Annotated in this window: 21 protein-coding genes; 10 read left to right on the forward strand and 11 right to left on the reverse strand. The window is 72.3% G+C overall.

Annotated elements, in window-relative coordinates:
- Positions 1 to 31: 31 nt before the first annotated feature.
- The 5 genes from OHS33_RS16935 to OHS33_RS16955 all read right to left on the reverse strand — a co-directional run bounded on the left by OHS33_RS16935 (position 32) and on the right by OHS33_RS16955 (position 4,205).
- Entirely contained in the window at positions 32 to 1,105 is a 1,074-nt protein-coding gene (locus tag OHS33_RS16935; RefSeq protein WP_330331241.1) for an aspartate-semialdehyde dehydrogenase, read from the reverse strand.
- Positions 1,102 to 2,376: an aspartate kinase gene (locus OHS33_RS16940; RefSeq protein WP_330331242.1), complete on the reverse strand. Its 1,275-nt coding sequence runs from the start codon at positions 2,374 to 2,376 to the stop codon at positions 1,102 to 1,104. The genes OHS33_RS16935 and OHS33_RS16940 overlap by 4 nt, the downstream gene beginning before the upstream one ends.
- A gap of 174 nt (positions 2,377 to 2,550) precedes the next feature.
- Positions 2,551 to 3,207: a DUF5063 domain-containing protein gene (locus OHS33_RS16945; RefSeq protein ID WP_330331243.1), complete on the reverse strand. Its 657-nt coding sequence runs from the start codon at positions 3,205 to 3,207 to the stop codon at positions 2,551 to 2,553.
- On the reverse strand, positions 3,200 to 3,799 hold the full coding sequence (gene recR / locus OHS33_RS16950; protein ID WP_330331244.1) for a recombination mediator RecR: 600 nt from the start codon (positions 3,797 to 3,799) through the stop codon (positions 3,200 to 3,202). Before recR ends, OHS33_RS16945 begins: the two co-directional genes overlap by 8 nt.
- Before the next feature lie 61 nt (positions 3,800 to 3,860).
- Positions 3,861 to 4,205 carry a YbaB/EbfC family nucleoid-associated protein gene (locus OHS33_RS16955; protein ID WP_330331245.1) on the reverse strand — a complete coding sequence of 115 codons (345 nt, stop codon included), beginning with the start codon at positions 4,203 to 4,205 and terminating at the stop codon, positions 3,861 to 3,863.
- Positions 4,206 to 4,460: 255 nt separating this feature from the next.
- On the opposite strand from OHS33_RS16955, the gene OHS33_RS16960 reads away from it, so the two are divergent.
- Positions 4,461 to 5,210 carry an SLATT domain-containing protein gene (locus OHS33_RS16960; protein ID WP_330331246.1) on the forward strand — a complete coding sequence of 250 codons (750 nt, stop codon included), beginning with the start codon at positions 4,461 to 4,463 and terminating at the stop codon, positions 5,208 to 5,210.
- Positions 5,211 to 5,257: 47 nt separating this feature from the next.
- Here OHS33_RS16960 and OHS33_RS16965 read toward each other — a convergent pair whose 3' ends face one another.
- From OHS33_RS16965 to OHS33_RS16980, 4 genes are all read right to left on the reverse strand, one after another.
- Positions 5,258 to 5,908 carry a hypothetical protein gene (locus OHS33_RS16965; RefSeq protein WP_330331247.1) on the reverse strand — a complete coding sequence of 217 codons (651 nt, stop codon included), beginning with the start codon at positions 5,906 to 5,908 and terminating at the stop codon, positions 5,258 to 5,260.
- A gap of 115 nt (positions 5,909 to 6,023) precedes the next feature.
- Positions 6,024 to 8,474: a glycosyltransferase family 2 protein gene (locus OHS33_RS16970; protein ID WP_330331248.1), complete on the reverse strand. Its 2,451-nt coding sequence runs from the start codon at positions 8,472 to 8,474 to the stop codon at positions 6,024 to 6,026.
- The gene (locus tag OHS33_RS16975) at positions 8,471 to 9,151 is read right to left on the reverse strand and encodes a GntR family transcriptional regulator (protein WP_330331249.1); all 681 of its coding nucleotides are present in this window, start codon (positions 9,149 to 9,151) and stop codon (positions 8,471 to 8,473) included. Before OHS33_RS16975 ends, OHS33_RS16970 begins: the two co-directional genes overlap by 4 nt.
- A gap of 131 nt (positions 9,152 to 9,282) precedes the next feature.
- Positions 9,283 to 10,674 (reverse strand): aspartate aminotransferase family protein, encoded by a 1,392-nt coding sequence (locus OHS33_RS16980; RefSeq protein ID WP_330331250.1) that lies wholly within the window; start codon positions 10,672 to 10,674, stop codon positions 9,283 to 9,285.
- A gap of 222 nt (positions 10,675 to 10,896) precedes the next feature.
- Here OHS33_RS16980 and OHS33_RS16985 point away from each other — a divergent pair, with 222 nt between their 5' ends.
- From OHS33_RS16985 to OHS33_RS17025, 9 genes are all read left to right on the forward strand, one after another.
- Positions 10,897 to 11,295 (forward strand): nuclear transport factor 2 family protein, encoded by a 399-nt coding sequence (locus OHS33_RS16985; RefSeq protein ID WP_330331251.1) that lies wholly within the window; start codon positions 10,897 to 10,899, stop codon positions 11,293 to 11,295.
- A gap of 136 nt (positions 11,296 to 11,431) precedes the next feature.
- Entirely contained in the window at positions 11,432 to 12,391 is a 960-nt protein-coding gene (locus tag OHS33_RS16990; RefSeq protein WP_330331252.1) for an alpha/beta hydrolase, read from the forward strand.
- Positions 12,384 to 13,586: an acyltransferase family protein gene (locus tag OHS33_RS16995; RefSeq protein WP_330331253.1), complete on the forward strand. Its 1,203-nt coding sequence runs from the start codon at positions 12,384 to 12,386 to the stop codon at positions 13,584 to 13,586. Before OHS33_RS16990 ends, OHS33_RS16995 begins: the two co-directional genes overlap by 8 nt.
- Positions 13,587 to 13,596: 10 nt before the next feature.
- The gene (locus OHS33_RS17000; RefSeq protein WP_330331254.1) at positions 13,597 to 14,919 is read left to right on the forward strand and encodes a sensor histidine kinase; all 1,323 of its coding nucleotides are present in this window, start codon (positions 13,597 to 13,599) and stop codon (positions 14,917 to 14,919) included.
- The gene (locus tag OHS33_RS17005; RefSeq protein WP_330331255.1) at positions 14,916 to 15,587 is read left to right on the forward strand and encodes a response regulator transcription factor; all 672 of its coding nucleotides are present in this window, start codon (positions 14,916 to 14,918) and stop codon (positions 15,585 to 15,587) included. Before OHS33_RS17000 ends, OHS33_RS17005 begins: the two co-directional genes overlap by 4 nt.
- An 88-nt stretch (positions 15,588 to 15,675) precedes the next feature.
- On the forward strand, positions 15,676 to 16,995 hold the full coding sequence (locus tag OHS33_RS17010) for a sensor histidine kinase (RefSeq protein WP_330331256.1): 1,320 nt from the start codon (positions 15,676 to 15,678) through the stop codon (positions 16,993 to 16,995).
- Complete coding sequence (locus OHS33_RS17015; RefSeq protein ID WP_330331257.1) at positions 16,992 to 17,651, forward strand: response regulator transcription factor; 660 nt, start codon at positions 16,992 to 16,994, stop codon at positions 17,649 to 17,651. Before OHS33_RS17010 ends, OHS33_RS17015 begins: the two co-directional genes overlap by 4 nt.
- Before the next feature lie 27 nt (positions 17,652 to 17,678).
- Positions 17,679 to 18,893, forward strand: a complete 1,215-nt coding sequence (locus tag OHS33_RS17020; protein ID WP_330331258.1) for a cytochrome P450 — start codon at positions 17,679 to 17,681, stop codon at positions 18,891 to 18,893.
- A gap of 48 nt (positions 18,894 to 18,941) precedes the next feature.
- Positions 18,942 to 19,712 carry an MBL fold metallo-hydrolase gene (locus OHS33_RS17025; protein ID WP_330331259.1) on the forward strand — a complete coding sequence of 257 codons (771 nt, stop codon included), beginning with the start codon at positions 18,942 to 18,944 and terminating at the stop codon, positions 19,710 to 19,712.
- 59 nt (positions 19,713 to 19,771) lie between these two features.
- Here the strand turns inward: OHS33_RS17025 and OHS33_RS17030 are convergent, their stop codons facing one another.
- A complete protein-coding gene (locus OHS33_RS17030) occupies positions 19,772 to 20,515 on the reverse strand; it encodes a response regulator transcription factor (RefSeq protein WP_330331260.1) in 744 nt (247 codons plus the stop codon).
- The gene (locus OHS33_RS17035) at positions 20,512 to 21,762 is read right to left on the reverse strand and encodes a sensor histidine kinase (protein WP_330331261.1); all 1,251 of its coding nucleotides are present in this window, start codon (positions 21,760 to 21,762) and stop codon (positions 20,512 to 20,514) included. The genes OHS33_RS17030 and OHS33_RS17035 overlap by 4 nt, the downstream gene beginning before the upstream one ends.
- Positions 21,763 to 21,875: the final 113 nt, after the last annotated feature.

Genomic DNA, 21,875 nt, shown 5'->3' on the forward strand with positions numbered 1-21,875 from the left:
CAAGGGATCGTCACCGATCCTACAAAGCGAATTACGCGAATTCACCCGCGATCAGTTCCGCGATCTGGGTCGCGTTCAGGGCGACGCCCTTGCGGAGATTGTCCGCGCAGACGAAGAACTCCAGTGCACGGGGGTCGTCGAGGGACACCCGCACCCGGCCCACCCAGGCCGGATCCGTGCCCGCGGCGTCCACCGGGGTCGGGAACTCCCCCGCCGCCGGGTCGTCCACGAGGACCACTCCGGGGGCCGCCTCCAGGATCTCCCGGGCCCGTACCACCTCCACCACGCTCTCGAAGCCGGCCCGCACGGTCAGCGAATGCCCGGTCATCACCGGTACCTGTACGCAGGTCACGGCCACCGGAAGTGCGTCAAGTCCGAGGATCCGGCGGACCTCCGCCCGTACCGCCAGCTCGTGCGAGGACCAGCCGTCCGCGCGCAGCTCACCGGACCAGGGCACCACGTTGAGGACGAGGGGGGCCGCGAAGGGCCCGGTGTCCTCGCCCACGGCACGGCGTACGTCGCCGGTGTGCTCGCCCAGTTCCGTCCCGGCGACCAGGGCGGTCTGGCGGCGCAGCGTCTCGGCTCCGGCCCGGCCCTCGGCGCTCGCGGCCTGGTACGAGGACACGACCAGCCCGGTCAGCGCGTATTCGGCGTGCAGCGCGCCCACGGCCGCGATCATCGCGGCGGTGACGGAGTCCGGCCCGGCGACGATCCCGCGCGGGCGGGTCCGTACGGCGTGCGCGTTGATCTCGGGCACCACCAGCGGCACCTCGGGGTCGTCCCGGAAGGCCGCGGAGTGGTCGACCACGACGGCGCCGCGTGCGGTGACCACGGGCGCCCAGCGGGCCGACACCTCGGCGGGGGTCAGGAAGATCACCACATCGCCCGCGCCGAGGCCGTCGAAGGCGTCCTCCGTGAGGGCGAGCACCTCGGTCTCCTCGCCGCGCACGGTCAGCCGTCGCCCGGCCGAGCGCGGTGAGGAGATCAGGCGGATACCGCCCCAGACGTCCGCCCGCTGGGACAGCATCCGGAGCAGTACCGAAGCGACCGCTCCGGTCGCCCCGACCACGGCCAGCGCCGGGGCGGACGACCGGTCGGCGGTCATCGTCCGGTGCCTCCGTAGACGACGGCCTCGTCGCTGTCGGAGTCGAGGCCGAAGGCCGAGTGCACGGCGCGGACGGCTTCGTTGACGTCGTCCTGGCGGGTGACCACCGAGATGCGGATCTCGGAGGTCGAGATCAGCTCGATGTTGACGCCCGCGTCGGACAGGGCCTGGAAGAACGAGGCGGTGACGCCCGGGTTCGTCTTCATGCCCGCGCCGACCAGGGAGATCTTGCCGATCTGGTCGTCGTAGCGCAGCGAGTCGAAGCCGATCGTGCCCTTCGCCTTCTCCAGGGCGTCGATGGCCTTGTGGCCCTCGGCCTTGGGGAGGGTGAACGAGATGTCCGTCAGACCGGTGGAGGCGGCGGACACGTTCTGCACGATCATGTCGATGTTGATCTCGGCGTCCGCGATGGCGCGGAAGATGGCCGCGGCCTCGCCCGGCTTGTCCGGCACACCGACGACCGTGATCTTGGCTTCGGAGACGTCGTGAGCGACTCCGGAGATGATGGCGTGCTCCACCGGCTCGTCCCCTTGCGGATTCTCGTTGCTGACCCAGGTGCCGCGCAGTCCGGAGAAGGACGAACGGACGTGGATCGGGATGTTGTATCGGCGCGCGTACTCCACGCAGCGGTGCAGCAGCACCTTGGAGCCGGACGCGGCCAGCTCCAGCATGTCCTCGGAGGAGATCCAGTCGATCTTCTGGGCCTTCTTCACGACGCGGGGGTCCGCGGTGAAGACGCCGTCGACGTCGGTGTAGATCTCGCAGACCTCGGCGTCGAGCGCCGCGGCCAGGGCGACGGCGGTCGTGTCCGACCCGCCGCGGCCGAGGGTGGTGATGTCCTTGCTGTCCGCGGAGACACCCTGGAAACCGGCGACGATGGCGATGTTGCCCTCGTCCAGCGCGGTACGGATCCGGCCCGGCGTGACATCGATGATGCGCGCTTTGTTGTGGACCGAGTCGGTGATCACGCCTGCCTGGCTGCCGGTGAACGACTGGGCCTCGTGGCCCAGGTTTTTGATCGCCATGGCCAGCAGGGCCATGGAGATCCGCTCTCCCGCGGTCAGCAGCATGTCGAATTCACGCCCGGCAGGCATCGGAGACACCTGCTCGGCGAGATCGATCAGCTCGTCCGTCGTGTCGCCCATCGCCGACACCACGACGACGACCTGGTGGCCGTCCTTCTTGGCGTCGACGATCCGCTTGGCGACCCGCTTGATGCCCTCGGCATCCGCTACGGAGGAGCCTCCGTACTTCTGCACGACTAGGCCCACGTGCGCTCCTCGATCAAGTCCGTCTGTTTGCGGGTGCAGTCTAACGAGCGGCCGCGATCCGACCGCCTCGTACCACATCATGAGACGAAAAGATCAAAGAATACGTTCCCGGACGGAGCCCGTGATTCCGCCGGATCCCATGATTCCGGCGCTACGTCCTCCACGCGTCCGGCGCTACTTCTTGCGCAGCCCCAGCGGACCCGCGATCTCCTGTGCCATCACCAGCCCGGCCTGCTCCGCGAGGTCGTCCTCGGCCAGGTCCTCGTCCGTGTCCAGACCGTCCAGCTCCTGCAGGGGCTGGTCGAGGCGGACGTGCGCGACGAGCGACTGCAGGGCCCGCAGGGTGGCCGAGGCCGTCGATCCCCAGTTGGAGAAGTACGAGAACTGCCACCACCACAGCGCCTCGGTGGTGCGGCCCGCCCGGTAGTGCGCCAGCCCGTGCCGCAGGTCCGCGACCACGTCGGCCAGGTCGTCGGAGATCCGGTGCGCGACCGGCGCCTTGCGCGGCTCGTAGGGGTCGAAGACCTCGGAGTACACGTCGACCGGGTCCAGCATCAGCGCGAACCGCTCGCGCAGCTCGTCCACGCCCGGCTCGGGCCCGATGTCCGGCTCGTAGCGCTCGTCGGGCACGACGTCCTGGTACGCCCCCAGCCGGCCGCCCGCCAGCAGCAGCTGGGAGACCTCCAGCAGGAGGAACGGCACGGCGCTGTCCGGGTCCTCGCCCTTGGCCACCTCGGTGACCGCGACGATGAAGGACTCGATCTGGTCGGAGATCTGGACGGCGAAGTCGTCCGGATCCTGGCCCAGGGCGTGCAGCGTTGCGTCAGACATCGAGAAGTCGCCTTCCTTCAAAGGCCCGCCCGAGCGTGACCTCGTCCGCGTACTCCAAGTCTCCCCCGACGGGGAGCCCGCTGGCCAGGCGGGTGACCTTGAGGCCCATGGGCTTGATCATCCGGGCGAGGTACGTCGCCGTCGCCTCGCCCTCCAGGTTCGGGTCGGTGGCGAGGATCAGCTCGGTCACCGCCCCGTCCGCGAGGCGCGCCAGCAGCTCGCGGATGCTCAGGTCGTCCGGTCCGACGCCCTCGATCGGGCTGATCGCGCCGCCCAGGACGTGGTACCGGCCCCGGAACTCACGCGTCCGCTCGATCGCGACGACGTCCTTCGACTCCTCGACCACACAGATCACGGTCAGGTCCCGGCGCGGGTCGCGGCAGATGTTGCACCGCTCCTCCTGCGCCACGTTCCCGCACACCGCGCAGAACCGGACCTTGTCCTTGACCTCCAGCAGCGCGTGCGCGAGGCGGCGGACGTCGGTGGGCTCGGCCTGCAGGATGTGGAAGGCGATCCGCTGCGCGCTCTTGGGCCCGACGCCGGGCAGCCTGCCCAGTTCGTCGATCAGGTCCTGGACCACGCCTTCGTACAACGGACTGCCTTCTCTCTCTGGATCTTCTGGAGTTCGTTACCGGGTCTTCCGCGGTTCGGTACTAGAACGGGAGACCGGGGATGCCGCTGCCGCCGCCCAGGCCCTGGGCCAGCGGGCCCAGCTTCTGCTGCTGGAGCGCCTGCGCGTTCTCGTTGGCCGCCTGGACCGCCGCGACCACCAGGTCGGCGAGGGTCTCGGTGTCCTCCGGGTCCACGGCCTTCGGGTCGATCACCAGCGCACGCAGCTCACCTGAACCGGTCACCGTGGCCTTGACCAGACCCCCGCCCGCCTGGCCGTCGACCTCGGTACGGGCCAGCTCTTCCTGGGCCGCGGCGAGGTCCTGCTGCATCTTCTGGGCCTGCTGGAGCAGCTGCTGCATGTTGGGCTGGCCACCGCCGGGGATCACTGGTCACTCACTCCATACGTCGGACTGCTACGGGTGAAACCGAGCCTACGTGCTCCCCGGGCGGCGCGCCCTACGCCGTGAAGACCAACTCTTTCGAGTGAGCGTGAGGCGTGCACGTACCTGATCAAGGCCCCCTTGCGGGCGGAAATCCCGGGATTCGTCGCCCACCACCCGCCGTTCGGAGGTAGGAAGGGCATGCGCACCATTGCGCACACGCGCACCACCACACGTCAGCGCAGGCAGAGGGAGTGCCGGGTGAGCCAGCCGGAGATGCAGCCCGAGGGGCCACCCCGGGATCCCCGGGAGGAAGACGGCGGACCGATGGCCGCCGCGGGCGATCTGACCGGCCGGCCCTTCCCCCTCGGGGACTGGGGCGAGCCCGCCGAACGGCTCGACGAGCTGTACCGGCGGGTCGAGGCCGATGCGCTGCGCACCGCCGGGTGGTACCTGTCCGACCGCGCCCGGAAGCGGCGCGGGGCCCGGATCCTGCGGGCCGGGGCCGCCGTCGGCGCGCTCGCCGGGGCCGCGATGCCGCTGCTGGAGCTGACCGGGTCCACGCCGGGGCTGGCGGCGTACGGGTACCTCTCGCTGCTGCTGGCCGCGGCCTGCCTGGCCTGCGACCGGTTCTTCGGGCTGACGTCCGGGTGGATGCGGGACGTGGCGACGGCGCAGGCGGTCCAGCGAAGACTCCAGACGCTCCAGTTCGACTGGGCGTCGGAGAACGTGCGCGAGGTGCTCGGCCCGACCGAGGGCACCGCCAGCGAGGCCGCGGACCGCTGTCTGTCCGTACTGCGGCGCTTCCAGGAGGACGTCACGGATCTGGTCCGCTCCGAGACCGCGGACTGGATGGTGGAGTTCCGCTCGGGTCCGGCGCCCCTGGTCATGCAGTCCCTGGGCGTCCCCGGCAGCCGCGCCGAAGCGGGCGTACCGCCGGCCCGCTTCCCGCTCCCCCCGGGGACCCGCCCGAACATGCCGCGCCAGCGGCCCCCGGAGCAGCCGAGGTGAACCCGGGCGGGGCGTCCGGCCCCGCCCGGAAGGCGCCGACCGGCGGCTCAGCTGAAGATGATCATCGAGCCCTGGCCCAGGCTCCGCGTCGCCGCGGCGTGCAGCCCCAGCCACACGTGCCGCTCGCGGGCGAAGGGACTGTCGTCGTACGGGATCGGCCCCGCCGGCTCCTCCAGCGAGGTCGGCCGTCCCGGCGGCGCGGGCGGCGCCGGCGGGTTCCCCGGGTCGATGCCGATCGCGGGCCCCACGAACGCCAGCTCCCGCAGCAGGCCCTGCGCGGAGCCCAGCGGCCCGCCCCCGGCCAGCAGCTCCTCGTTGGCCAGCGGCACCGCGAAGTCCACCGGTACGTACGCCCCGGCGTGGTCGTAGTGCCACACCAGGTGGGACTGCTGGGCCGTGGACTCGAACATCTCCAGCAGCTGCTCGTAGTCGCCGCCCAGCTCGTCCACCGGGGTCACCGGCAGCCCGCAGAGCTGCAGCAGGTAGGCGCGGCGCAGGAAGTGCAGGGCGTCGTAGTCGAACCCGGCCACCGGGGCCACGTCCCCCGACAGCCCGGGCATGTAGGCGAAGACGGGCACGGACGGCAGTCCGGCCTCGCCCAGCGCCTTGTCGTACGAGGCGATCTCTTCCGCGAAGGGATTGTCGGGGCTGTGGCACAGCACGTCGACAAGGGGGACCAGCCACAGGTCACAGGCCACGCGGGCTCCGTCCGGTCGTTGTCCGCCGATCGGCCCAGCGTAGTGCGCCGGACACCCTCCGCGAAGGGGTCGGTAAAGGTCTGCTCCCGGAACGGGTCTCCTGTGGGTCTCCGGGTTAGTTCCGGCCCACCCGCCAGACCCAGACGTCGCGCACCTTCCGGGGCGGGGTCCCCAGCAGATCCGTCAGGGTGCGGACCAGTTCCGCGGAGCGGTCCTGCTCCGGGACGACGACCGCGCCCGCCTTCCAGTACGACAGGTCCCGGCGGGCCTGCGCCTGCCATTCCGGGCCGACCGCGGGCGGCTCGGCGCCGTAGCGGACGTCCCGCAGCAGGTTCGACAGGTGGCGCGGGGGCGCGCCGTAGATGCCGATCCGGTCGGGGCCCCACGGTCCGTTGTAGTAGCCCCCGGCCAGCTTGAAGCCGAAGTCGGCCTTGACCTGCCAGCGCAGCGCGTCGGCCAGGCCCGGGTCGGGCAGCGGCACGGCGACGAGCGATTCGCCGTCCTTGACGTAGTCCTTCCAGGCGCCGGAGGTGATGAAGACCGGCACCGGGGCCCGGTCCCGGACCGCGAGCGGCAGCGGCAGCACCGGGAGGAGGACGGCGGCCACCGCGAGCAGGCCGAGGCGGCGGTGCTCGCGCGCGGGCGCCGCCGTGATCCGGTCCAGCGCGAGGGCGAGCAGGATGCCGAGGACCGGGGCGCACACCATCGCCACGCGCCCCTCGATGACCGACTCGAAGAGCGGCAGCTTGATGATCCAGCGCCACGGGCCGGGCAGCGTCAGGTCCGTGCGCGGGACCGGGATCAGCGGGCCCAGCGACAGGACGGCCGCCACGACACCGGTGACCGCGAGCGCCCGCACGAGGCGGCTGCGCCACATCCAGACGCAGACGATCGCGCCGAAGGCGAGCAGCGGCCAGCCGTAGAAGGCGTTCTGCTCGGTGGTGTTCAGGGACAGCCTGCCCGCGGTCTCCGGGTCGCCGAAGAGCGAGCGGCCCGCGAACTCGATCAGGGCGCGCGGGCTGTTCCCCGCGTTGTCCCCGTGCAGCACCGAGTGGTAGCTCTGCGGACCGGAGAACTGCCAGTACAGCGGGTAGATCACCAGCGGCAGGCAGACGGCCAGCGCGATGGCCACACCGAGACCCAGCGGGCGCCAGGCCTCGCGGACCCGCTCGCGGTCGACCACCAGGCAGGCGAGGGCGAAGACGACCAGGCCGAGCGCGGTGATCAGCAGCGGCTCCTCGCCGATGAAGATCTGGTACGTCGCGAACAGGCCGAGCAGCACCCCGTCGCGCACCACCGCGCGGCCCCCGTCGGAGCCGTCGCACAGGCGCAGCGCCCGGTCGATGATCAGCGGGATCATGAACAGGACGACGAAGTTCGGGTGGCCGTTGGCGTGCGAGATCATCGGCGGCGCGAAGGCGGCGACCGCGCCGCCCGAGGCGGCGGCCCAGCGGGAGCGCACCAGCCGGCGGCGGATCAGCCAGTACCAGGTCCAGCCGGAGGCGGCCATGCCGAGGGTGAGGACCAGCACGAAGGTGACGGTCGCGCCGAAGGCGAGGGTGACCGGGATCAGCGGGACGGTGAGGCCGAGCATCGTCGCGTTGGCCATCAGGTTCACGCCGTCGGGCATGCCCTGGGCGGTGGTGAACAGCGGATTGCGCAGGTGGGTGATGTTGTCGGTGGTGACGCCGACGAACCACTCCCACTGGTTCTGGTCCTGGAGGGCGTCCCGCAGGTAGGCGCCGTCGAGGTCGAGCCAGAGGCGGTGGAAGAGCAGGAACGAGAGGGCGACGAAGAAGGCGGCGACGGCGAGGCCGCCCGCGTTCAGCCGGAACAGCTCGCGGAAGCGGAGACCGAGCATCCGGTCACCGCGCCGTGGTTCCCTGACCGGCCGGTGCTCCCGCTCGGTCCGCTCCACCGGCCGCTCGACGGTCGCCCAGCCCTGTGCCCGGCACCAGCGCAGCACCTCGGCGTCGACGGCCGGGCCGTCGAGGGCCGAGGCGGCGAAGGCGGCGCGGGCCCGGCCGCCGTCGAAGAGGGCGAAGGCGAGGGTGTCGGCGCGGAAGCCGGGCGGGCCGGGGATGCCGAGGGCGCGGACCAGGGGGCCGCGGTGGCGGCCGGAGACCATCGCGGTGGTGCCCGGCGCGTGGTCCAGGTCGTCCAGGTCGCCCTGGAGGCGGTCGAGGCCGTGCAGGCCGGTGGCCGCGTGGGCGGTGTCCGTGAACAGGATCCGGCGCCCGGTGGAGGCACGGACCGCCGCGCGCAGGGTGGGGGCGGTCCGGACGCGGGGGTCGGCGTGGGGCTGGGGGGCGTCCTGGGCGTCGGGGGCTTGCGGGTCGGCCGGGGCTTGCGGAAGGGCTTCCTCCGGGGTCACGACCAGCAGTTCCCAGGCGCCGCCGCCGGGCCAGGACGCGGCCCGGGCGTCGAGGTCCGCGCGCAGCCGGGCCAGGAGCGGGGCGGTGCGGGCCGCCGGGGCGCCGCCGGTCCGCAGGATCACGCTGAGGCGGACCGGCGGCGGCCAGGTGGCGCCCGTACGCTCATCGAGGCGTTCGCTGGGCGCGCTCACGCGCCCGCCGCCGTCAGCTCGGAGGCCCAGTCCAGGCCGTGCTGGTTGTAGGCGTGCACCAGGCGGCGCACCTCGTTCGCGTCGGCCAGGGTCACCGCCTCGACGAGTTCGTTGTGGCCGCTCCACAGCGTCGCGTGCAGTTCCGGCTCCCGTTGCAGGTAGGGCACGGCGAAGACCCAGCACTGCACGCGGATGCGGTGCAGGAACTCCGAGATGTAGACGTTGCCCACCAGAGCGCTCAGCTCCCTCCAGAAGCGGAGGTCGTAGCCGATGAGCACCTCCAGGGAGCCGCTCAGCGCGGCCCGCCGGGCCTCCTCCGCCCGCCGCCGCACCGACACCAGCATCTCCCCCGAGCCGGGCGCCGTACCGCGCTCGACGAGACGGCGGAATATCCCGTCCACTATCAGCGTGCGGGCCTCGACCATGCCGCGGAAATCGTCCACGGAGAAGATCCGCACCCGGAACCCGCGGTGCTGTACGGAGTCCAGCAGCCCCTGCGCGGAGAGGTCCACCAGCGCTTCGCGCACGGGCGTGGCCGAAACCCCGTACTGCTCGGCGATCTGCTTGACGGTGAACTCGGTGCCCGGCGGCAGGCGTCCCGCGAGCACCTCGTCACGCAGCGCGTCCGCGATCTGCTGGCGAAGTGTGTTGCGGGTGACAGCGCCGCTGCCTGGCATAGGGGTCCGTCTCCTTCATAGAACTCCGGACACCTTAGGCCAGGCGGCGGCGCCGCGGCCGGGCACTGTGTGATCACTCTGCGGTCGTTATGCGGATACCGGGTGACCGCTATCCGGATACGAGGTGGTCGTCACGCGGATACGGCGTGCCGGTCCGCGACCGTGAGGGCCTCGTCGAGCAGGGCCAGACCCTCCTTCGCCTCGGCCTCCGAAATGGTGCACGGCGGGACGACATGGGTGCGGTTCATGTTGACAAAAGGCCACAGACCGGACGCCTTGCAGGCCGCGGCGAACTCGGCCATCGGCGCGTTGTCGGCGCCCGCCGCGTTGTAGGGGACGAGCGGCTCGCGCGTCTCCTTGTCCCGTACGAGCTCCAGCGCCCAGAAGGTGCCCAGACCGCGGACCTCGCCGACCGAGGGGTGGCGCTCGGCGATCTCGGCGAGCGCCGGGCCGATCACGTTCTCGCCCAGGTGCGCGGCGTGCTCGACGACCCCCTCCTCCGCCATGGTGATGATGGTGGCGACGGCGGCGGCGCAGGCGAGCGGGTGGCCGGAATACGTCAGTCCGCCCGGGTAGGGGCGCGTGGCGAAGGTCTCGGCGATCGCGCCGGAGATGGCCACGCCTCCGAGCGGTACGTAGCCGCTGTTGACGCCCTTGGCGAAGCAGAGCAGGTCGGGGGTGACGTCCCAGTGATCGGCGGCGAACCACCTGCCGGTGCGGCCGAAGCCGGACATGACCTCGTCCAGGATGAAGACGATCCCGTAGCGGTCGCAGAGGGCACGGACCCCGGCGAGGTACCCCGGCGGCGGGGTCATGATCCCGGCCGTGCCCGGCACCGATTCGAGGATGACCGCCGCGATGGACTGCGGGCCCTCGAAGGCGATGGTGTCGGCGAGGTGGCGCAGCGCGCGCTCGCACTCCTGCTCCTCGGTCTCCGCGTGGAAGGCCGAGCGGTAGAGGTAGGGGCCCCAGAAGTGCACGACACCGGCCGAGGCGGTGTCGGAGGGCCAGCGGCGCGGGTCGCCGGTCAGGTTGATCGCGGCGGCGGTGGCGCCGTGGTACGAGCGGTACGCCGACATGACCTTCTGGCGGCCGGTGTGCAGCCGGGCCATCCGGACGGCGTTCTCGACGGCCTCGGCGCCGCCGTTGGTGAAGAAGATCTTGTCCAGGTCACCGGGGGTGCGCTCGGCGATCAGCCGGGCCGCCTCGGAGCGGACGTCCACGGCGAAACCGGGGGCCAGGGTGCACAGCCGGGCGGCCTGCTCCTGGATCGCGGCGACCACCTTCGGGTGCTGGTGGCCGATGTTGGTGTTCACCAGCTGGGAGGCGAAGTCGAGGTAGTGCTTGCCCTCGTAGTCCCAGAAGTACGACCCCTCGGCCCCTGCGACGGCGAGCGGGTCGATCAGGGCCTGGGCGGACCAGGAGTGGAAGACGTGGGCGCGGTCGGCGGCCTTGACGGCCGCACCGGCGCCCGGGTCGGCGGACACGGCGTGGGGAGCGGCGTGCGGGACATGAGGGGTCATGCGGTCAGGCTAGAAGTGCGCAGGTGGGAGGGGATATCGGCGGTCTGTATGGGGCTGGGGGGCGCGCCTCGGCAACCTGTCCGGGTTTACGGCACCTACGCGGACTGGGAGACCGGGCACACCACCGATCATCTGACGGGACCCGGCCGGGATTATGTCGAAGTCAATAAGCCTGCAAGTAATGCTTGTTGCCCAGTTCACAGGCGTCGCACACTGCCGCACATGGAGCCGTTGAACGTAGTTGCAGAACTGTGGGAGCGGATCGAGGCACGCGACTGGGACGGGGTCGGCGAGCTGATCGCGCACGACGCGGTCATCGAGTGGCCGGTCAGCGGGGAGCGGATCGTCGGGCGCGCCAATTTCATCGCCGTGAACAGCGACGGCGTCACGGACGCGGACGGGGACGAGCGGTCCGTGGAGGTGCTGCGGATCCTCGCCGACGGGGACTTCGTCGTCACCGAGGTCGAAATCCCGCAGGAGCACGTCGTGTACCGTGCCGTGTCCCTGTGGACGGTACGGGCCGGGGAGATCGTCGAGGCGCGGGAGTACTGGACCAGCCCGGGCCAGGACCCGGCGCCGCGCTGGCGCGCCGGGTACGTGGAACCGCTGGTCGCGGAGTAGCCCACCCACCGTGTCACCCATGTCATACCTGAGAGCTACGCGGAAACCCCCCTCCCTGGCGGGACGCTGACGACGGGCCTTGATCCATAACTTCGGTACCAGAGAGAACGCCCCTCTGGACCGAAGGACGACCGACATGCCGCCCAGCGCGAACAGCCGCCCCGCACGACTGCGCCGCACGCTGCTCGCCGGGCTGATCGCCACGGCGATCGTCTTCCCCGTGTCCGCCGCCGCCTCCCCGGATGTCCCCGCCCCGGCCGCCGTTCACTTCTCCGAGAGCGCGAGCGCCCCCGAGCGGTACGCCGCCAACCTCGCCAACCTCGGCGAGGCGGCCCGCATGGCGGCGGACGCCGGGCGTGTGGAGCGGGCCGCGAAGCTGCGGGCCATGACGGCGGGCGGGACGGCCCGGTTCCTGTCCTTCGACGGGCGGGGGACCGGGCGGGCCGTCGAGGTGCTGGGCGATCTGGCGACGGCGGACCGGATCGCGGTCCTCGTCCCCGGGTCCGACACCACCCTCGACACCTACCAGAGGTTCCGTGCCGGGGCTCTCGCCCTGCAGCAGCGCCTCCAGGCCGAGCATCCGCGCTCCGCCGTGGTCGCCTGGCTCGGGTACGACACCCCCGGCACGGTCAGCACCACCGTCCTGACGGCGGACCGCGCCGATGCCGGCGCGCGCGAACTCGCCCCGTTCCTGGAGCGGTTGCGGCGCCTGAGCGGGGACGGCGCGCACCTGTCGCTGCTCTGCCACTCCTACGGTTCGGTCGTCTGCGCCCGGACCGAAACGGGACCACGGGTCACCGACATGGCGCTGTTCGGCAGCCCGGGCACCGGCGCCGACACGGCCGCCGAACTGCCCACCAGCGCCCGGGTGTGGGCGGGGCGCGGCAGCGACGACTGGATCGCGAACGTGCCGCATGTGCGCATCGGCGGGATCGGCTTCGGCGCGGATCCCGTGGACCCGGCGTTCGGCGCCCGGGCCTTCGCCGCCGGGACGGGTGGGCACAGCGACTACCTCCGGCCCGGCACGACCTCCCTCGACAGCCTCGCCCGGATCGTTCTGGGCACGACCGCCCCCACGGAGGCCTCCCATGCATGAGCTTCGTGACCGCTGGGCCGGACTGGCCCGCCGCATCGACCGCGCCACCCCCGCCGACCGGGACCGGACCGTGGACGCGCTGCGTGCCTTCGCCATCCTCGGGGTGGTCCTGGGGCACTGGCTGGTCACCTCGCTGAACACCGCAAAGGGCGGGCTCAGCGCCAGCAGTCCGCTGTCCGCCATGCCGTGGCTCGCGCCGATGTCGTGGGTGCTCCAGACGCTGGCCGTCTTCTTCCTGGTCGGCGGCCATGTGGGGGCCCTGAGTTATGCGACGGCCCGGGCGACCGGGGTGTCGTACGGGGAGTGGATCGGGCGGCGGCTCGCGCGGCTGTTCCGGCCGGTCGCCGCGGTCCTCGTGGTGTGGACGGTCGTGGCGGGCGCGATGCTGGCCGCCGGGGTCGAATACGGCACGGTGCGGGGGCTGGTGAAGCTGGTGCTGTCCCCGATGTGGTTCCTGCTGGTGTTCGCCGGACTGACGGCGCTGACTCCGCTGGTGGCCCGGCTGAGCCCGTTGTGGCCGCTGGCCGTCGTCGCGGTGGTGGACGTGTGGCGGTTCGCCCTGGACGGGCCCGCCTGGATCGGCTGGGTGAACGTGCTGGCCGGGTGGCTCGTGCCGTACACCCTGGGGGCCGCCTGGGCGCGGGGCGCGTTCGCCCGGCGCACCCCGGCCGTGCTGATGCTGGCCGGCGGGGTCGCGGCCACGGCCGCCCTGGTCATCTGGGGTGGGTACCCGGCGTCGATGGTGGGTGTTCCGGGGGCCGCGGTGTCGAACCTGAACCCGCCGACGCTGGCCGCGGTCACCTTCGGTCTGGCCCAGTGCGCGCTGGCGCTGCTGCTTCGGGAGCCGCTGGCGCGGGTCATGCGCAAGCCGGGCGCCTGGGCCTCGGTGGCCCTGGTCAACCTGTCCGCGATGACGATCTTCCTGTGGCACCAGAGCGCGATGATGTCCGTCACCGCCCTGGGCCTGCTCAGCGGGGTGGACCTGCCGGGTCTGCACACCGTCCCGGACTCGCTGTCCTGGATGGGGGCCCGGCTGATGTGGCTGCCGGTGTTCGGGGCCGCCCTGCTGATCTGCTGGGCCGCGTTCCGCACGTTCGAACAGGGCGGCCGCAAGAAGCGCCCGACCGGCACCTCGCGCATCGTGCGCACCGGCGGCACCGGAGCCACTCCCGCGAAGACCCCCACCCATGCCTAGGGTGAGCCTCGTGAAAGAGCCGACCGACACCGCGGGCAGCCGCCCCCCGAAGGTCCGCGCCATGCTGCGGACCCTGCGGGAGGACCTGCTCACCGCCCGCTGGGATCCGCTGCCGAAGCTGTCCCGGCCGCGCTGGCTGGCCTGGCTGCCGCATCTGCTGATCGGCTATGTGGCGGCCCTGTTCGGCTCGGTGGTCACCGCCCAGGTCAATGGGCACTACCAGGTGGACCGCACCCTCGCCATCCTGCTGGGCGTGCTGACCAGCGTCTCCATCGTGGTGGCGATGTGCTGGCCGATGCTGGGCTGGTGGCTGGCGCTGGGCGCGGCGGTGGCCATCGCCGTCGAGATCCACCCGACCGTCATGCTGGGACAGCCCTGGCCGTGGATCCCCATCGGGGTGTTCGCCTTCGCCCCGGTGGTGCTGCTGGTCGCCCTGCGCGTGCCGCCCCGCGTGACCGTGGGCGTCGTCACCACCACCCTCGTCCTCAGCCTGGTCGGCGAGCTGGGTTTCCGCCCGCCGCCGGGCCAGTCCACCCTCACCGAGGCCGTGCTGGTCCTCGGGGTCACCGGAGTGCTGGGGTACTCGCTGCGCGCGGTGCGGCTGGCCCGGGGGCGGCTGGTGGAGCAGGAGACCCTCACTGAGGCGGAGCGGGCGCAGCGCACGCTGCTGGAGGAGCGCAGCCGGATCGCCCGCGAGCTGCACGACGTCGTCGCCCACCACATGTCGGTCATCTCCATCCAGGCCCAGGTCGCCGTGCACCTCGCGGAGAATCCGTCCGAGGAGCTGAAGGAGAACCTGGCGGGCATCCGGGGCAATGCGCTGGAGGCCCTGACCGAACTGCGCCGGGTGCTGGGCGTGCTGCGCTCGGAGCATCCGGACGATCCGGCGAATCCGCACCACCCGCAGCCGACACTGGCCGAACTCGACGCGCTCGTCGCCAATGTGCGGGCCGCCGGGATGGAGGTCACCACGGAGGTCGCGGGCATACGGCGGCCGCTGTCGCCGGGGCTCGAACTGACCGCGTACCGGGTGGTGCAGGAAGCCCTGAGCAACTGCCTGCGCCATGCGCCCGGTTCCCGGGTGGAGGTGGGCCTGGTGTACGGGCCGCATAGTCTGCACCTGTGCGTCGCCAACTCCGCCCCGACCCGGTCGGCCTCGCCCTCGCCGGGCGCGGGGCACGGGCTGCTGGGCATGCGGGAGCGGGCGGGCATGCTGGGCGGTGACCTGGCCGCCGGACCACGGCCCGGCGGCGGGTATGAGGTGAGCGTGGTGCTCCCGCTGGATCCGCCGGCCGACGCCCTCGCCGAGGAGAGTAGGGACCGAGACCGATGAGCACCCCGATCCGGGTCATGATCGCCGACGATCAGATGATGGTGCGGCAGGGCTTCACCGTGCTGCTCAACGCGCAGCCGGACATCGAGGTCGTCGGCCAGGCGGTCGATGGCGCCGAGGCCATCGACAAGGTCGCCGAACTCGGTCCGGACGTGATCCTGATGGACATCCGGATGCCTGGCATGGGCGGGATCGAGGCCACCGCGGCCATCACGTCCGCGCCGGGATCCACCGTCAAGGTGCTGGTGCTGACCACCTTCGACCTCGACGAATACGTGTATGAGGCGCTGCGGGCGGGGGCCTCCGGGTTCATGCTCAAGGACGCGTCCGCCGACCAGCTGGCCGAGGCGGTGCGGGTGGTCGCGGCCGGGGAGGCACTGCTCTCGCCGAACATCACGAAGCGGCTGATCACGGAGTTCTCCCGGATGGGGGCCCCGCGAGCCCCCTCGAAGGAGCGGATCGCGGAGCTGACCGAGCGGGAGACGGAGGTGCTGTCGCTGATCGCCCAGGGGCTGTCCAACGGGGAGATCGCCGCGCACCTGATCGTGGCCGAGCAGACCGTGAAGACCCATGTGAGCCGGATCCTGGTGAAGCTGGGCCTGCGGGACCGGACCCAGGCCGCCGTCTTCGCGTACGAGACGGGTCTGGTCCGTCCGACGGGGTACTGACGTCACCGGGGTAGTACTTGAGGGGGAGCTTGATAAGTCCCCATCAGCGGCGACGCGGACCAGGGGGTCGGCAGCCTACGGTTTGTATGTGACCGAGACGACCACCGGGGCAGCCCCCCGGACCCCTGAGATCCGGCTGGCGTCGGGCTTTTTGCAGAGCCTGCGCCGGGACCTGTTCACGGATGCCCTCGCCTACCGACCGCTCATGCCGTTGCGCGTGGACAGTCCACTGATACGCCGGCTTCCCCAGCGGATCCGGCGGGAGGCCGCCTTCGCCCCGCATGCGGTGGTGATCGTGGTCGCGCTGTTCGTCGTGTTCAACGGGGGGCGCGGCGACGGCTTCGAGTCTCCGCTGCGGATCCTGGTGTTCGGGCTGATGGCCGCCACTCCGGTGGTGATGACGCTGGTGCGGCCGGTCGGGGCGTTCTGGGCCGAGCTGGCGGTCATTGCGGTCCTGGCCTCGCTCAATGGGGGCGGGACGCTCTGGCCGTGGTCGCCGGGTTCCTTCTTCGCGCACCTGGCCGTGCTGACCATCGTGGCGATCCGGACCGGACCCCGGGTGGCGGGCTGGATGTGGGCGGTCAACACAGGGGCCGGGGTCGCCCTGAGCGTGCTCCTGGGCCGTGGTCATTCGGTCGGCACCATGCCCATGGTTTTCCTGTCGGCATTGATCCTGCTGGCGGTCAGCGTCCGCCACATCCGGACGACGGCCGCCCAGGAGGTCTCGGCGCAGCAGGAGGTCACGGCGGTCGAGCGGGACCGGCGGACGCTGCTGGAGGAGCGGACGACGATCGCCCGCGAGCTGCACGACGTGGTGGCGCACCACATGTCGGTGGTGGCGATCCAGGCGGAGGCCGCGCCCTACCGGGTGGAGAATCCGCCGCCGGAGCTGGAGGCGGCCTTCGTCACCATCCGGGAGAACGCGGTGGCGGCGCTCACGGAGCTGCGGCGGGTGCTGGGGGTGGTGCGGTCCGCGGACTATGAGGCGCCGGACGCCCCGCAGCCGACGCTGGCCTCGCTGGACGGGCTGCTGGGCAATGTGCGGGAGGCCGGGATGACGGTGGAGAAGACGGTGACGGGCTCGGTGCGCGAGCTGCCCCAGGGGGTGGAGCTGTCGGCGTACCGGATCGTCCAGGAGGCGCTGAGCAACACCCTGCGGCACGCGCCGGGTGCGGCGGCCGAGGTCGAGGTGTCGTATGTCCTGGGCGGGGTCGGCGTGCGGATCGTCAATGGCGCGGGGACCGGGCACGTCCGGCCGTCGCCGGGCGCGGGGCACGGGATCACCGGGATGCGGGAGCGGGTGGCCATGCTGGAGGGGGAGATGACGGCGGGGAGCACAGCGGACGGCGGGTATGAGGTGGCCGTGTTCATACCGGTGCGCAACCGGCCCGCCGAGGACGCGGCATGAGCATCCGGGTGCTGATCGTGGACGATCAGATGATGGTTCGGGAGGGCTTCTCCGTCCTGCTGGGCGCGATGCCGGGCATCGAGGTGGTCGGGGAGGCGGTCGACGGCCGTGAGGCCGTGGAGCGGGTGGCCGAGCTGCGGCCGGACGTGGTGCTGATGGACATCCGGATGCCGGTGATGAACGGCCTGGAGGCGACGCGGCAGATCGTGGCGGCGGACGCGGACGCGAAGGTGCTGGTGCTGACGACCTTCGACCTCGATGAATACGTGTACCAGGCGCTGCGGGCCGGAGCCTCGGGGTTCCTGCTCAAGGACGCGTCCGCCCGGCAACTGGCCGACGGGGTGCGGGTGGTGTCGTCCGGCGAGGCGCTGCTGGCGCCGTCGGTGACCAAGCGGCTGATCGTGGAGTTCGCGAAGCTCGCGCAGACGCCCCGGGTGGCGGATCCGGGAATGGTGGAGGAGCTGACGGAGCGGGAGACGGAGGTGCTGATCCTGATCGCCCAGGGGCTGTCCAATGCGGAGATAGCCGACCGCCTGGTGGTCGCGGAGTCCACGATCAAGACCCATGTCAGCCGGATCCTGGTCAAGTTGGGTCTGCGGGACCGCACCCAGGCCGCTGTCTACGCGTATGAGACCCGCCTGGTCTCCCCCTCGTAGGGCGGTGGCGCTGCCTAAGGTGAGGGGATGGACTTCGATCCGTGGGACGCCGCCTTCGTCGCCGATCCGTACCCCGCCTACCGGGAGTTGCGTGAGCGAGGCCGGGCGGTGTGGTGCGAGGCCACCGGGCAGTGGCTGATCCCGCACCACGCGGATGTGAGCGCGCTGCTGCGGGACCGGCGGCTGGGGCGGACGTACCTGCACCGGTTCAGCCACGAGGAGTTCGGGCGCGAGGCTCCACCAGCGGAGCACGAGCCGTTCCACGTCCTCAACGGCAACGGCCTGCTGGACCTGGAGGACCCCGCGCACGCGCGGGTGCGGCGGCTCGTCGCGAAGGCGTTCACCCCGCGCACCGTGGAGCGGCTCGCGCCCGCCGTGGAGCGCCTCGCCCGGGAGCTGACCGCCCGGTTCGTCGCGGAGGGCGGCGGGGACCTGCTCACCGCCGTCGCCGAACCGCTGCCGGTGGCGGTGATCGCCGAGCTGCTCGGGATCCCGGAGGCGGACCGGGGGCCGCTGCGGCCGTGGTCGGCGGACATCTGCGGGATGTACGAACTGCGGCCCGGCCCCGAGAGTGCGGCGCGGGCGGTCCGGGCGAGCCTGGAGTTCAGCGCGTACCTGCGCGGCCTGATCGCCGAGCGCCGCGCCTCCCCCGGCCCGGACCTGATCTCGGCGCTGATCGCCGCGCACGACGACGAGGGGGGCGGCAGGCTCAGCGAACAGGAGATGATCTCCACGTGTGTCCTGCTGCTCAACGCGGGCCACGAGGCCACCGTCAACACCACCACCAACGGCTGGTGGGCGCTGCTGCGCCATCCGGCCGCGCTCGAACGGCTCCGGACCGGCGGCCCCGAAAAGTTGTCCACAGCTGTGGATGAACTCATGCGGTACGACACCCCGCTCCAGCTGTTCGAGCGCTGGGTGCTCGACGACATCCGGGTCGGGGACACGGTCATCCCGCGCGGCTCCGAGGTCGCGCTGCTCTTCGGCTCCGCCAATCGCGACCCGGCCCGCTTCGCGCACCCCGACGAGCTGGACCTCGTACGGACGGACAATCCGCACCTGTCCTTCGGGGCCGGGATCCACTACTGCCTGGGCGCACCGCTCGCCCGGCTGGAACTCACGGCCTCCTTCGGCGCGTTGCTCGATCCCGCGGTTCCGCCCCTGCGCCTCGTGCGCGAGCCCCGGTGGCGGGACGGCTATGTGATCCGGGGCCTGCGGGAGCTGCTCGTCGAGTGCGCCTGAGCCCGTGTGCCCCTGAGCGGGTGGATGCGGGCGTTCTAGACTCCGCGGATGATCGATGACCCGCTCCGTCTGACCGTTCTGGGCTGCGCGACCCCGTATCCGAGCGTCGACAATCCGTGCTCCGGCTATCTGGTGTCCGGCGGCGGTACCCGGCTGTGGGTGGACGCGGGCACCGGAACGCTGGCGCAGTTGCAACGGCACGTCCGGCTGGACGAGGTGGACGCGATCTGGATCTCGCACCTGCACGCCGATCACAGCGCGGACCTGCTGACCGCCTACTACGGTCTGCTCTTCGCGGACATACGGCTCGCGAAGCCGATCCCCCTGTACGGGCCGCGGGGCATCGCGGACCGGCTGGCCCACTACCTGACCAACTCCGCGACCCGCAGCCCGGTCGAGTCGGCCTTCGACGTGCACGAACTGCACGACGGGCACCGGGCGCGCGTGGGCGCGCTCACGCTGACCAGCCGGGCGGTGGCACACGGCATCCCGGCCTTCGCCCTGCGCGTCGAGGCCGCGGGCGGATCGCTGGTCTACTCCGGGGACACGGCGCCGTGCGCCGCCCTCACGAGCCTCGCCGAGGGGTGCGACGTCCTGCTGTGCGAGGCCGAGAGCGCGGAGCGCCCCGCCGAGGGCGATCAGGTCCACCACACCCCCGAGGACACCGGCGACACGGCTGTCGCGGCCCGCGCCGGCCGCTTGATCGTCACCCATGTGGGCCGCTCCCTCACCCCGCGGCAGGCCGTGAGCCGCGCCGCGGCCCGCTACCCCGGCCCCGTCGAGTACGCCGCGCCGGGCGCCACCTTCCCGATCGGCTGACCCGCCGCGCCCGCCGCGCCCACCACGCCCGTCACGCGTCAGGCGTCAGGCGTCAGGCGTCAGGTGGCGAAGCCCGGGACCACCAGGCCGGACTCGTACGCGATCACCACCGCGTGGGTCCGGTTCTGCGCGCCGAGCTTGGCCAGCACGTTCCCGACGTGCGTCTTCACCGTCTCCAGGGTCACCGTGAGCGCCGTGGCGATCTCCGGGTTGGACCGCCCGGTGGCCATCGCCCGCAGCACCTCCTCCTCCCGCCCCGTCAGCGCCGCCTTCGGCAGCGCCTCGGCGGAACCGAGCGGGCGGGCGCCGACCATCCGGCGCAGGGCCGCCGGGAAGAGGATCGCCTCGCCCGCCGCCACCACCCGTACCGCCTCCGCGATCTCCTGGACCGGGCGCCGCTTGAGCACGAAGCCGCTGGCCCCGGCGCTGAGCGCGGCGGTGACGTAGCCGTCGTTCTCGAAGGTGGTGATCACCACGACCTTCGGCGGTTCGGCCGACTCGGCGAGGAGGTGCCGGGTCGCGTCGATCCCGTTGCGACGCGGCATCCGTACGTCCATCAGGACCACGTCCGGCCGCAGCAGCAGCGCCCGCTCGACCGCCTCGACGCCGTCGGCGGCCTCGCCGACCACCGTGATCCCGGGCCGCGCCCCGAGCAGCAGGCGCAGCCCGCCGCGGGTCACCTCGTCGTCGTCCGCGATCAGGAGCGTGACGCCAGGGGTGGCACCGGGGGTGACGTTCGAGTTGATGCCGGGGTTTACGTCGGGGTTTACGTCGGCGGCTTCGCCCGTGTCGGAGCCGGTCATGCCGACACCCGTACCGGCAGCCGGACCGCCAACCGCCAGCGCTCCGGCCCGTCCTGGCCCACCTCGATCTCACCGTGCAGCAGCCGCACGCGTTCGGCCAGCCCGGGCAAGCCGTGCCCGGACGTCGGGAAGACGCCCGGCCCCGAACCCGTGGGCGACGGCGCCCCGGTCCGGTTGACGACGCTCAGCTCCAGGCCGTCCGGCGTGGCCGCCACCCTGACCCCGACCGGGCCGCCCGCCCCGTGCCGCAGCGCGTTCGTCAGCCCCTCCTGCAGGATCCGGTACGCCGCCCGGGACAGCGTCCCCTGGACCCGGGCCAGTTCGCCCGACAGCTCCGTCTCCACCACGGCGCCCGCGTGCCGCAGCCGTTCCAGCAGTTCGGGCAGGTCGGCCAGGGTCCGGGTCGGCGCGGTCGCCGCCTTCTCCTCGCGCAGCACGCCCAGGACGTAGTCCAGGTCCTCCAGCGCGGCCCGGGCCGACTCCTCGATGCTGCGCAGGGCGGCCCGCGCCGCCACCGGGTCGGCGGCGAGCACCTCGCCCGCCACCGCCGCCTGGATCGTGGTCGCGGTGAGGGTGTGTCCGATCGAGTCGTGCAACTCGTGTGCCAGACGGTTGCGTTCGGCCAGCCGCCGTTCCCGTTCGGCCGCCAGCGCGCGCCGTTCGGCCGACGACGGGCCCAGGAGCCTCGGCGCGAGCCGGCGCAGCGTGCTCGTCACCACCCCGCACGCGGACGCCGCCAGCAGCAGGCAGCCGAACGCCACCACCCAGCTCCCCCAGCCGCCCTCGACCCGCGCCGACCAGCCGAACAGGCTCACCCCCGCCTCGGCGCCCAGCCAGTTCCCCGGCAGCACCAGGCCCGCGACGATCAGCACCCCGCTCACCAGCGCCCCGGCCCACCCCAGGGCCACGTGCAGCAGCAGCCAGAGCGGGGTGCGCCAGCGGTCGGCGCCGGGCGGATTCGGGGACGTCCCCGCGGCCACCGGATCCGGCAGCGGGACCCTCAGCAACCGCCGCGCACACGCGACCAGTACCCGCCGGGTGGTGCGGGCCAGCCCGACCGCGCCGAGCAGCGCGGCCCAGACCAGCAGGGTCAGCGCGGCCTTCGCCCCGTAGGGAGCGGCTCCCCACACCAGCCCCGGCACCATCGCGAGGGGCAGCAGCGGGATGCTCGCCAGCGCGCCGCAATAGGCGAACAGCGCACCCGCGTACGTGGAGCCGCTCAGCAGCGACCGGATTCCTTTGACCATGATCGGCCAGTATGACCAGCCCGTCCGGCGGTGTCCTCCCCCGATCGAGCGAGCACTTCTTCCCCCGTTCCCGCGATGTGCTCCGGGGCCGCCGAAAGCACCATCGTGTCCTG

This window comes from Streptomyces sp. NBC_00536, assembly GCF_036346295.1.
Lineage (GTDB): Bacteria > Actinomycetota > Actinomycetes > Streptomycetales > Streptomycetaceae > Streptomyces.

Bases quoted from the DNA above. Each gene is read 5' to 3' on its own strand.
- OHS33_RS16935 (WP_330331241.1), bottom strand. From the start codon at position 1,105: ATGACCGCCGACCGGTCGTCCGCCCCGGCGCTGGCCGTGGTCGGGGCG.
- OHS33_RS16945 (WP_330331243.1), bottom strand. From the start codon at position 3,207: ATGTCTGACGCAACGCTGCACGCCCTGGGCCAGGATCCGGACGACTTC.
- OHS33_RS16975 (WP_330331249.1), bottom strand. From the start codon at position 9,151: ATGCCAGGCAGCGGCGCTGTCACCCGCAACACACTTCGCCAGCAGATC.
- OHS33_RS16980 (WP_330331250.1), bottom strand. From the start codon at position 10,674: ATGACCCCTCATGTCCCGCACGCCGCTCCCCACGCCGTGTCCGCCGAC.
- OHS33_RS16985 (WP_330331251.1), top strand. From the start codon at position 10,897: ATGGAGCCGTTGAACGTAGTTGCAGAACTGTGGGAGCGGATCGAGGCA.
- OHS33_RS16990 (WP_330331252.1), top strand. From the start codon at position 11,432: ATGCCGCCCAGCGCGAACAGCCGCCCCGCACGACTGCGCCGCACGCTG.
- OHS33_RS16995 (WP_330331253.1), top strand. From the start codon at position 12,384: ATGCATGAGCTTCGTGACCGCTGGGCCGGACTGGCCCGCCGCATCGAC.
- OHS33_RS17005 (WP_330331255.1), top strand. From the start codon at position 14,916: ATGAGCACCCCGATCCGGGTCATGATCGCCGACGATCAGATGATGGTG.
- OHS33_RS17015 (WP_330331257.1), top strand. From the start codon at position 16,992: ATGAGCATCCGGGTGCTGATCGTGGACGATCAGATGATGGTTCGGGAG.
- OHS33_RS17020 (WP_330331258.1), top strand. From the start codon at position 17,679: ATGGACTTCGATCCGTGGGACGCCGCCTTCGTCGCCGATCCGTACCCC.
- OHS33_RS17025 (WP_330331259.1), top strand. From the start codon at position 18,942: ATGATCGATGACCCGCTCCGTCTGACCGTTCTGGGCTGCGCGACCCCG.
- OHS33_RS17030 (WP_330331260.1), bottom strand. From the start codon at position 20,515: ATGACCGGCTCCGACACGGGCGAAGCCGCCGACGTAAACCCCGACGTA.
- OHS33_RS17035 (WP_330331261.1), bottom strand. From the start codon at position 21,762: ATGGTCAAAGGAATCCGGTCGCTGCTGAGCGGCTCCACGTACGCGGGT.